8 protein-coding genes are annotated in these 10,942 nt (G+C 69.3%); 5 read left to right on the plus strand and 3 right to left on the minus strand.

All coding sequences use genetic code 11. The features are described from left to right. Window positions 1–732: 732 nt before the first annotated feature. From AC6EUL_RS22235 to ettA, 3 genes are all read left to right on the plus strand, one after another. Window positions 733–1,632: a DNA/RNA non-specific endonuclease gene (locus AC6EUL_RS22235; RefSeq protein ID WP_056348312.1), complete on the plus strand. Its 900-nt coding sequence runs from the start codon at window positions 733–735 to the stop codon at window positions 1,630–1,632. 13 nt (window positions 1,633–1,645) lie between these two features. Then, a complete protein-coding gene (locus tag AC6EUL_RS22240; RefSeq protein ID WP_244479685.1) occupies window positions 1,646–1,963 on the plus strand; it encodes a hypothetical protein in 318 nt (105 codons plus the stop codon). 247 nt (window positions 1,964–2,210) lie between these two features. Next, on the plus strand, window positions 2,211–3,863 hold the full coding sequence (gene ettA, locus AC6EUL_RS22245) for an energy-dependent translational throttle protein EttA (RefSeq protein WP_056219775.1): 1,653 nt from the start codon (window positions 2,211–2,213) through the stop codon (window positions 3,861–3,863). A gap of 42 nt (window positions 3,864–3,905) precedes the next feature. On the opposite strand, the gene AC6EUL_RS22250 is transcribed toward ettA, so the two are convergent. Genes AC6EUL_RS22250 through AC6EUL_RS22260 form a run of 3 tightly spaced genes read right to left on the minus strand, consistent with a single transcriptional unit; the run spans window position 3,906 to window position 6,863 of the window. Beyond that, a complete protein-coding gene (locus tag AC6EUL_RS22250; RefSeq protein ID WP_499872756.1) occupies window positions 3,906–4,760 on the minus strand; it encodes a formyltransferase family protein in 855 nt (284 codons plus the stop codon). Next, entirely contained in the window at window positions 4,757–5,524 is a 768-nt protein-coding gene (locus AC6EUL_RS22255) for an SDR family NAD(P)-dependent oxidoreductase (protein WP_056219782.1), read from the minus strand. Before AC6EUL_RS22255 ends, AC6EUL_RS22250 begins: the two co-directional genes overlap by 4 nt. A 31-nt stretch (window positions 5,525–5,555) precedes the next feature. Next, a complete protein-coding gene (locus AC6EUL_RS22260) occupies window positions 5,556–6,863 on the minus strand; it encodes a capsule polysaccharide biogenesis protein (protein ID WP_499872758.1) in 1,308 nt (435 codons plus the stop codon). A 253-nt stretch (window positions 6,864–7,116) separates the two neighbouring features. On the opposite strand from AC6EUL_RS22260, the gene AC6EUL_RS22265 reads away from it, so the two are divergent. Continuing rightward, window positions 7,117–9,048, plus strand: a complete 1,932-nt coding sequence (locus AC6EUL_RS22265; RefSeq protein WP_499872761.1) for a capsular polysaccharide export protein, LipB/KpsS family — start codon at window positions 7,117–7,119, stop codon at window positions 9,046–9,048. Window positions 9,049–9,055: 7 nt separating this feature from the next. After that, entirely contained in the window at window positions 9,056–10,543 is a 1,488-nt protein-coding gene (locus AC6EUL_RS22270; RefSeq protein ID WP_499872763.1) for an LTA synthase family protein, read from the plus strand. Window positions 10,544–10,942 lie beyond the last annotated feature (399 nt).

The following is a 10,942-nucleotide window of genomic DNA, read 5'->3' on the forward strand; positions in this document are numbered from 1 at the left end:
ACCGCGGTCGCTTGCGCCCGCTCCGGCGCGATCTTGTCTTGCGAGGTCTTCTCTTGCGAGGTTTCTTGCCGTGACACTGAATCCACACCCGTTCGTTTGCTGGCACCCGCTCGATCCGGCCCGCCGCCAACGCTCTGCGCGGACCGACCCTCGAACGATGCATGCCCCAAGACGAAACCGGGGCCCTTCGATCGCACTTATAACGTCATTACGCGGCATTGCCACGCCAGGGGGCGCTTGCGCTTTCCCACAGACCGCGCGCGGTCTGCAATTCCATTCCGAAATCCGAAGCGCGGGAGACCGATCCGTCGCCGCGCCGTGACTGTGGAGATGCTGGCGCCGACGCCTGAACTCCGGCAGGTAATCCCACCGCTCGTTCCGATCAACGGTGCGATCGTCTTTTCCCGTCCGCCGATCCCGCATCGAGGCAGGCCATGTCGCTCCTCCGCTTTCCCGCCGGCCTCGCCGTGATCGCGACACTCGCGAGCGGTTCCGCCTGGGCGGCGGGCCGTACCGCCGACCCGTCCCTCGTGCGCCGACACGCGCCGGTCGAGCCCTTCACGTTCCCGTGCGGGACACCCGGCACCTGCGGCGTCCAGGCAGGACCCGGTCCGGCCGATCGCGATGTGCGTCCCTTCGAGGGTACCCTCGGTCGGCCCTGCGGCTATCGCACGCGGGCGACTCCACAGGGGATCCGCAAAGTCCGCGTATGCTTTTGAGTCTACGCGATCCATGGTCGGTCCACGCCTCCTGCTGCTGTCTGCCTGGCTCTGCGTCGCACCGGTTGCGGCCCTGGCCGAGGGCTGCGCCGACGCGTTCGCGGAGGGGCGCCGGCCGGAGATCATCAACCCGAAACTGGCCGAACGCGCCGTGCCGCTCTGCTACGAAGCCTTCGCGGTGCTCCATTCCGGCCTCTCTCGGACGCCGCTCTACGCCGCCGAGCGCCTGACGCGGGACAGCGTCGCGGCGGCTCGCCGGGTCGACCGCATCGACGCCTTCCATGACGAGGATGCGCTGCCGGCGGCCGACCGGGCGCGGCTCGATGATTATGCCCGTAGCGGATACGACCGCGGCCACATGGCCCCGGCCGGCGACATGCCGACCGGCGTGGCCCAGGCGCAGTCCTTCAGTCTCGCCAACATCGTCCCGCAGGACCGCGCCCTCAATCGCGGGCTCTGGGCGGCGATCGAGGAGAGCGTTCGGCGTCTCGCCACCCGACGCGGCACGCTCTACGTCGTGACCGGACCGATCTATTCCGGCGATGCCGTTCAGGCGATCAACGGGCGCGTCCTGGTGCCGACCCAGCTCTTCAAGGCGCTCTACGACCCGGCCACCGGGGAGGCGGGCGCCTACCTGATGGCGAATCAGGACAATCCGCCCTGGCAGGCCGTCTCCGTCGACACCTTGCGCACGGTGTCCGGGCTCGACGTCTTTCCGATGCTGGTCTCCACCGCCAAGGTACGGGCGATGGATCTGCCGGAGCCGCGGGCCTATTCCCGGGGCGAGCCCGAAGGCGACGAGCGTCCGCGCCGCCGGGCGCCCCAAACGGATTCGTTCGAGTCCTGGGCCAAGGACCAGCTGCATCGCGCCTTGCGGCGTCTCTGGCGCGATCTGATGCGTGCCATCTTCTGAGGGGGGGGTTCCGATGCCGAAGACGGGTGCCCCCCATGACCCAGACCGGTCGTCGGACACGCGGTCGGAGACGAGCCCGGTCCGGTTCGCGCCCTTCGCGGACGACGCGGCCGTCCAGACGATCGGCGGTCTCTCCGTCGAGAACGGCCGCGATCGGATCGCCATCCACGGCAGTCTCGACCTCGCGCGGGACGCGCGCGGGCTGGAGCGGGCCCGGGCCCTCGCAGCGGCCTTCGCCGCCATCGTGGCCGCCCTGGAGGCGGCGCCGTTGCCCGAACAGGTCGCGGAGGAGTCGCGGTCCGCCGACACGGTGAAGAACCCCTTCGCCTGAGGCCGGGATCTCGGCCGTTCTTCTCGGCCCCGTTCTTGCCGGTCGGTCGCCGCCCTGATACTCCGGCGCAACACTCTCACGCGAAGCGGTTCGACGACGGCGAGCGCCCGAGGTCCGACCGCATCGGCGCTCTTGGCGCGGCACGCCGTCCGGTTCGACCGGACGCAGCCGCGCAACACTGCACACGCTGATTCCGATGGTCGAGGCGCAGGGCGCGCCGGGCCGCCGACACGACAGGGATACCACCATGGCGCGCGAATTCATCTACCACATGAAGGGTCTGACCAAGACCTATTCGGGGGGCAAGAAAGTCCTCGATAACATCAACCTGTCCTTCTACCCGGACGCCAAGATCGGCGTGCTCGGCATCAACGGATCGGGCAAGTCGACCCTGCTGAAGATCATGGCGGGCATCGACAAGGACTGGACCGGTGAAGGCTTCGTCGCCCAGGGTGCCCGGGTCGGCTACCTGCCGCAGGAGCCTCAGCTCGATCCGAACAAGTCCGTGCGCGAGAACGTGATGGAGGGCGTCGCCGAGAAGCAGGCGCTGCTCGACCGCTACAACGAACTCGCCATGAACTATTCCGAGGAGACGGCGGACGAGATGACCGCCCTTCAGGACCGGATCGAGGCCGCCAACCTGTGGGAGCTGGATTCGAAGGTCGACCAGGCCATGGAGGCGCTGGGCTGCCCCAGCGACGAGCAGCCCGTCGCGACCCTCTCGGGCGGCGAGCGCCGCCGCGTGGCCCTGTGCAAGCTGCTGCTGTGGGAGCCCGAACTGCTGCTCCTCGACGAGCCGACCAACCACCTCGACGCCGAGACGGTGAACTGGCTCGAAGGCCACCTGCGTCAGTACCCCGGCGCGATCCTGATCGTGACCCACGATCGCTACTTCCTCGACAACGTCACCGGATGGATCCTCGAGCTCGACCGGACCCGCGGCTACCCGTACGAGGGCAACTACTCGGCCTGGCTGGTGCAGAAGCAGAAGCGGCTCCAGCAGGAGGGCCGCGAGGACATGGCCCGCCAGCGCGCGATCAACCGCGAGCAGGAGTGGATCGCCGCCTCGCCGAAGGCCCGCCAATCGAAGTCGAAGGCCCGCATCACCCGCTACGAGGAGTTGGTGGCCAAGTCCCAGGACAAGATCGACGCCTCGGCGCAGATCGTCATCCCGATCGACGAGCGCCTGGGCAACAACGTCATCGAGTTCGAGCACCTCAACAAGGCGTTCGGCGATCGTTTGCTGATCGAGGATCTTTCGTTCAAGCTTCCGCCCGGCGGCATCGTCGGCGTGATCGGCCCCAACGGCGCCGGCAAGACGACCCTGTTCAAGATGATCACCGGTGCGGAAAAGCCGGACGGCGGCACCATCTCCGTCGGCGAAACCGTCCATCTCGGCTACGTCGACCAGTCGCGCGACGCGCTCGATCCGAACGCCACGGTCTGGCAGGAGGTCTCCGGCGGCAACGACATCATCTATTTCAACAAGCGCGAGATCAATTCCCGGGCCTATTGCGCCGCCTTCGCCTTCAAGGGCTCCGACCAGCAGAAGAAGGTCGGCACCCTCTCGGGCGGTGAGCGCAACCGCGTCCACCTCGCCCGGACCCTGAAGGGCGGCGCCAACGTTCTGCTGCTCGACGAGCCGACCAACGACCTCGACATGGAGACCCTGCGGGCCCTCGAAGAGGCGCTGGAGGATTACGCAGGCTGCGCCGTCATCATCAGCCACGATCGCTGGTTCCTGAACCGCATCGCCACGCACATCCTCGCCTTCGAGGGCGAGAGTCACGTCGAGTGGTTCGAGGGCAACTTCTCGGATTACGAGGAGGACAAGAAGCGTCGCCTCGGCGCCGATTCGCTGATGCCGAAGAAGATCAAGTACAAGAAGTTTTCGCGATAAGACGATGGCCCGGCGCCTGCTTCGCAGGAGGCGGGCGCCGGTTCAGGCCCGGGCGCTCAAGCCCAGGGCGTCCTTCAGGTCCCGCCCGTCCGTGAGCTTGCGGCCCCGGCGACGCAATGTCTTGAGGAGGGTCCGGTCCGGAAACGGGCAATAGGGCAGGACCGGCGCAATCATCCCGGCGGGAAGTCCTCCGTCAGCGAGGTCCGCGAGTGCCCGGTCGAGCAGGACCCGCCCGTGCTCGTGCAGGATCACCGAGGCGCGGGTCGCCGTCGTATCCTCCGGCAGGCGGACCGCTTCCTGCGAAAGGATCGCGCCGGCGTCGATCGTGACGGCGAGGCGATGGATCGTCACCCCGAAGGCCGGCTCGGACTCCGTCAGCGCGTGGATGGTCGGCACGGGCCCGCGATGGCGCGGCAGCAGGCCGGGATGGACGTTGAGGCCGCCCAGCGGTGCGCGCATCAGGGTCGGGCCGGAAAGAATCTGGTCGAAATGGAAGGTGACGATGAGATCGGGGGTGTGCCGCGCGAAGGCCTGCGCCACCTCCGGACCGTTGACGTCGTCGACCTTCAGCGTCGGTATGCGAAGCTCGCGACAGAGCGCCTTCAGGGGCGTGGCACCCGCCGAGTTGTTGGCGCCGGTCAGCCGGCGTGTCAGCGGCGAGAGCGGCGCGAGGAGATCGGGCAGTCCGAAATTGACGCCGAGATAGGGCAGGATCGCCGGGCCGGAGCGCGCGAGATGGCGCCGGACCTGTCCCACGAGGCCGCCGGAACTCGGTCGTTCGGCGTTCGACAGGCCGACGAAGGCGATCTCCGAAGCGTGGTCGCCGACGAAGCGGCGCACGGCGCGGGCGTTCGGCAGGGCCTCCAGCACGAACAGCGCGATCCGGGGCCGGCTCACCGCCCGACCCGGATCTTGAACTTGAAACCGCTCATGCCGAGGCGCCGCAGGAATTCCGGCAGCAGGGCTGCGCCGCGCGCGCCCGCCGCGAGGATCCACGGGAAGGCGACGATGTCCTGGTCCTTGGCCAGGCCGCGCGCGATCCGCCGTGCCGCGTCCTCGGCGCTGAGCTCAAGGGGACGCCAGCCCTGGTACTCGCCGCCCATGGCGGTCTTCACGTAGCCGGGGGTGACGACGTTGATGCGCACGCCGTGCGGCTTCAGCTTCTCCCGCAGCGCCAGACCATGCGCGAGCAGCGCCGCCTTGGTTCCGCTGTAGGAGGGCGCGTCGGGGAGTGGCGCGAAGGCCGCCAGGGACGAGATCAGCGCGATCTGCCCGTGGCCGCGGGCCCGCATCAGGGTCACGCAGGGCAGGGCGACGTTGAGGGCGCCGAGGAGGTTCACCTCCACGGTCTCGAAAGCCATGGCTTCGGTCTCCACGTCCCCGCCGGGATCGCCGCCGTTGATCGCCGCGTTGACGATGACGAGGTCGAGGGGATGGGCGCGGTCGGCGCCCTGAAGCCAGTCTGCAACGGATGCCCGCTCGCGAATGTCGAGGCGCCGGGTCTCGACCGCGGCCCCCTTGGCGCGGCACGCGTCGGCGATCGCCTCGAGACGGGTCCGGTCCCGACCCTGGAGGATCAGAGTCGTGCCGGCTTCGGCGTAGTGGCGGGCGAGGGCGGCGCCGATGCCGCTGGACGCGCCGGTGATCAGGATGACGGGCATCGGGACTGCTAGCGCGCCCGGCCGGACCGGATCAATAGACCGGCGCCAGTTCCTGGGGCTCGCTGTCCTCCGCCCGGATCGCGCGGGCCGCGGCCAGGGCCGCGGCCGGGAGCGTCGCTTCCAGCCGCGGGATGGTGCCGGCGATCGCTCGCTCGATGGCCGGGCGGGAGAAGAAGCCGCCGTTGATCTGCGAGCGGTGCAGGACGACGCGTCGGAAATCCGCCATCAAGGGCCCGTCGGGCGGCGTCGGAGCCGTCCAGAACGAGTCCACGCCACCCTGGTGCGTGAGGCCGGGGAAATTGTAGATCGCATTGCCGGCGGCGCAGGTCGGGCGCCCGAGTTCGAGCGACAGCATGCCGACGGTGCTGTTGATCAGGACGACGCCGCGGCTGCCGGCGATCAGGCTGGGCAGGTCGCCACCGTCGATGATGTCCAGGCGGTCGTTGACCCCGTGCCGGCGCGCCGAATGGCGGGCGTACTTGCGCCAATTGATCAGGCCGCTGTCGAGGGGATGCAGCTTGATCAGCAGGCGGGTCGGCGCCGGCGCATGGGCGGCGAAGGACGCGATCGTCCGATCCATGAAGCCTTCGACCCCCAGGAAGGGGGAATGGACGCGGATCTGGTAGTCGCTGTCGAGCTGGAGCGGCAGCAGAAAGTAATCGACGCCGATCGCCGTGTAGGCTTCGTTCAGTCGTGCCGCCTCGCGCCGCGTATGGGCGCGCCGGGCGAACTTCTTGATCCAGCCGGCATATTCCACCGCAATGTGATGCGGCCGGTGGCTGCGGAAATGCGGGAAGAAGTACGGGAAGCCGAAATTCGCGATGTTGTAGGCCACGTCCCAGAGGCTGCGCCGGGCCATGTCGCCGCTCGACGGCATCGCGCGGCCGGGCTGCGGCAGGCGGCGGGCCACGACGCGGATCTCGTCCGCAGTCTTCGGCAGCGCCGAGTTGCCGTTCACGCCGCCGACCTCGCAGGTGATCCAGTTCGGCCGGAGATAGCCCTCCTCGAAGACGTGGAATCGGACGCCGAAGGGCTGGGCGGCGGCCGTGGCGGCGACATGGTAGGGCCGGCAATCGCCGAAGAGCACGATGTCCGTTACGCCGTGCGTGCGGACGTAGTCCGCGACGTAGGCGCCCCACTTGTCGAAGCGGCCCCGGTAATTGTCCGAGGGGAGGCGCCAGAACAGCCAGTCGCCGGACGAGAAATTGATGCGCCGCACCCGATGGCCGCGCGCCTCCAGGGCGCGGCCCAGGTCTGCGAAGAAGGGTGATGCGAGTCCCTGGAGGAAGAGGAACGTCGCCTGTCCGTCGCGATGCATGTCTGCGCGGGGCTGAAGCATTCTCTCCGACGCCTGCTCCTGCGCCCGTTCAATGGCGGGCCACCCTGGACGGTCAAATCCGTCGCACGGGACTCCCATCCCAGCAATTGGGCGCTCGTAGGGCCGGAATGGATTTCCGGTGGCCTGTGCCTTTACGGCAACGCTCCCTGCGGGGCGGCTGGCCGGCCCAGGCGAGCGCTCTCCCCCGACCCACGCCCCTCGGAGCCCCGAAGATGCTAAGGCAGCGGCCGGTTACGTCGATCCGAAAGTGCGCATGCCCTCGACCCTGCCGTCATCTCTCTTATCCACAGGCGGACGCGTTCACGCGCTGCGATCCGAGATCTCGACCGCGCTGGACGTCCCCTTCGCCTCCCGCTGGCGTCCGGGGGCGGCGCCCGTGGTCTGGGATTCCGGCGTTCTCCGCAGCGTCGCGCAGCGCCTGGCACGTCCCGTGATCGTGGGACCGGGTCCCCTGCTGTCTCCCTACGACACGCCCGGCACGGGGATGGCGAGCCTCCGCGTCGACCACGCTGGCCACGCAACCTGTCTTGGGCAGGTCGACACCGAGGCGCTGCTGCGCGCCCGGACCTTCGGACGGAATCGGTTCTCCCGCCGGACCGTCGAGGCCATCTCGGAGGCCTTGTCCGGTCTCGCCGATCCGTCCCTCATCCTCGCCGAGGGCGCCGTCGCCCACTCCGGCGCCCGCCTTCGGGCCTTCGTGATGCGCGTGCTGGCGGCGCACCCGGACAGGACGTTCCTCGTCGCCGGCTCAAGCGGATGCGCGGACCTGTCGCCGAGCCTCTCTCCGCACTTGCGGGTCATCCCATCCCCGGTCGATCCCTGGGCGCTGTTCGAACGGGTTCGCCGGGTCTTCGTCGACGACTGGACGGTCGCCTGCGAGGCGCGTCTCGCCGGGTGCGACGTCGCCCGCGCGGGTGACGCGTCCGCGCCCCCGACGATGCAGGAGCTCGTGGCCCTGCGCTACGGCACGGGGATCCACTACTTCGATCCCTGGACGCGGGCCCCGATCGGGTTCGGGGATTGCCTCGACCGCGTCGCATGGCTGCGCGACCGCTTCGCCGACAACGAGACACGGACGGTGCTGGTCGGCATCTCGGGCTGGAAGCGTCCGGTTCTCGACGCATTCATGGTCGGTCCGCAGGGACCACCGATCCACACCATGACGGCGGAGGATGCCGTGGCAGCCGCACGGGTGCACCAGGCCCAGGTCCGGGTCTGGGCCACGCGCATGCCGGAACGGCTGGGGCCGCTCTGCGCCGAAGCGGGCGTGCCTCTCGCGCGGATCGAGGACGGTTTCCTGCGTTCCGTGGGCCTCGGGGCCGGCCTCGCCCCCGGCGCCTCGATCGTCGTCGACGATCGCGGGATCTATTACGATCCACGGACCGAGAGCCGGCTCGCTTTTCTCCTGCGGACGTCGGGCTTCCCGCCGGACCTCGTCGCGCGGGCGAAGGCCCTGCGCGAACTCGTGATCGCCCGCCGCCTGACCAAATACAATGTCGGTCTCACCGACGAGTCCGGCGACTGGCCGCGCGATCGCCGGATCGTGCTTGTCCCCGGCCAGGTCGAGGATGACGCCTCGGTGATGCACGGCTCCCCGGTGGTGCGCTCGAACCGCGATCTGCTGCGAGCCGCCCGGGCCCGGAACCCGGACGCGTTCCTGCTCTACAAGCCGCATCCCGACGTGGAGGCCGGGTTCCGGACCGGTGCAATCCCGGAGGCCGAGGCTCTCACCCTCGCCGACCGGATCGTCGGTGGGCTCTCCATCGTGGATCTGCTCGACCGGGTCGACCACGTCGAGACGATGACCTCGCTGGCGGGCTTCGAAGCCCTGATCCGCGGCCGCACCGTCGCGGTCCACGGGCGTCCGTTCTACGCCGGATGGGGCCTGACCGAGGATCTGGCCCTGGGCGCGGATCGGGGGCGCCGGCTCGCGCTCGACGAACTCGTGGCGGGCGCCCTCCTGCTCTACCCGCTCTACCTCGATCCGGTCACTCTCAAGCCGTGCTCGGCCGAGCGCCTTCTCGATCGCCTCGCCGCCGCTCGCGATGCGGCCGGTCCTTCGCGCCTCGCCATGAGTCGAACGGCGATTCTCACCATGCGGATGCGCTACGCTCTGCTGAACCCTCTCATCCGACGCCTTCGCGCCAAGCGCGGCGTCGAGCGATTTCCGGACCGGAAGCCCTGACGCCGCAATGACCTTTCTTCTCAGTCTGACCCTCGCCCTGCTGCTCGGTCTGGCCATCGAGGCCCGCGAGGGTGGGCAGGCGCGGCCCGTGAGCCTGCGTCCCCGCGACCTCGCGATCCGCCTCGCGGGCTACGGATGGGTGATGGCGTTCTGGTTTCAGTTCTCCTGGCGTCCCTGGCTCGCGGGCGTCTCCTGCGTCCTGACGATTCTGATCCTCACCATCGTCAGCCGGCTCAAACGCGGCATCATCGGCGAACCGCTGGTGTTCAGCGACTTCGCCCTCCTGCGGCAGGTGCCGTGCCATCCGGAGCTCTACTACACCCGCCCGCTCAGCGACCCTCGCATGGCCGGGCCGCTCATCGTCGCTTTCACAGTGGTCGCCGCTTGGTATGCGATCGAGCCGACCATCCTGCCGGTCGAGCCGAGCGTCGCGATCCTGGCGATCCTGGCCCTCCCGCTGATGCTGGTCAGCAGCGTGGTGCTCTCGGCGGAGGGGAAGGCCGCCGCCGCCCTCGCGCGCTTGTTTCCGGCGCCGGCACTGGACGTCGACATCGCTCGGTTCGGGCTTCCGGCCACGCTGCTCGGCTATGCCCTTCGTTGGCGCGCCCATCGCCGAACCGAACGGGGAGCGGCTCTCCCGACCCCGATCCAGCGGGGCGACGCACCCGTGATCGTCGTGGTACAGCTCGAATCCTTCCTCGATCCGGTGCGCCTCGGCGGACCGCCCCTGCCGCTGATGGAGATCATTCGCGAGCGCGCCACCCTCCACGGGCGGCTGCGCGTGCCGGCCCACGGGGCCTACACGATGCGCACTGAGCACGCGGTCCTGACCGGCACCGATGCCGAGGATCTCGGGTTCGGTGTGTTCGACCCCTACCTCACCCATGGCGGCCACGAGCCGACGAGCCTGCCCCTGCGCGCCCGCGATGCGGGGTTCGAGACCGTCTTCGTGCATCCCTTCCACCGCGACTTCTTCAACCGCGCCGCGGTGGTGACACGCCTCGGCTTCGATCGCCTGATCATGGAGGACGACTTCTCCGAGGCACCCCGGGTGGGACCCTATGTCGGCGACGCGGCGATGGCCGACCGCGTGCTGGCGGAAGTCCGCGCGCGCAGCGGCCCCCTGTTTCTGTACGGCATCACGATGGAGAACCACGGGCCGTGGAAGCCGGGGCGTCTGCCGGGTATCGACGACCCGCTGGCACAATACCTGACCCATGTACGCAATACGGGCCGGGCCGTGGAAGCCCTCCTTGCCGGATTGGAGGGCCTGCGGGCCACCCTCTGCGTGTTCGGCGATCATGCTCCGGCCCTTCCCAATTGCCGGCCCGGTTTCGGCGGCACGGCGACGGATTACGCCATCTTCCGGTTCGGACCGGATGCCGGCGGGGGGAGAGCCCGACGCGACCTCACGGCAGCGGAGCTCGGGCGTCAACTCCGTCAGATCATCGCGCTCCCCGGAGAGGGGGAGAGCTTGGCTTTGCCACCCTCGTGACGCATTGGTGATGGATAGGCGGCCGGATCCGGCATGGGCCGGTCGGAGCCTGCCTGGGTGCACGATCCGTTAATCCGATCGCAGCGTTTTGCCGCTATCGTCCGACGCGGCCACCGCTCGGAGGCTTGTGCCGTGATCCCGGTCCCCTCACGGGCGACCTCGGGATCGCGTTTCATCGAACACGATGGCGCCGCCCGTGCGCCGTGACCGAGGCGGGCGTCGTCGCCGGATCGCACCTGCGCGCGGTCCGGTCAGGAGAGTAACAATGCTTCGTAAGGCGTCCCTGGCCGCCCTGACAGCCTGCCTCGTGTCGGGCTGTACCTCGCTTCTGCCTGCGGCCGGCCCGACGACGGGGGCGGTTGTGGAGGGGGCGGACGTGTCCACGAGCGAGGGGACGTT

Source organism: Methylobacterium sp. 001424705, from assembly GCF_059816145.1.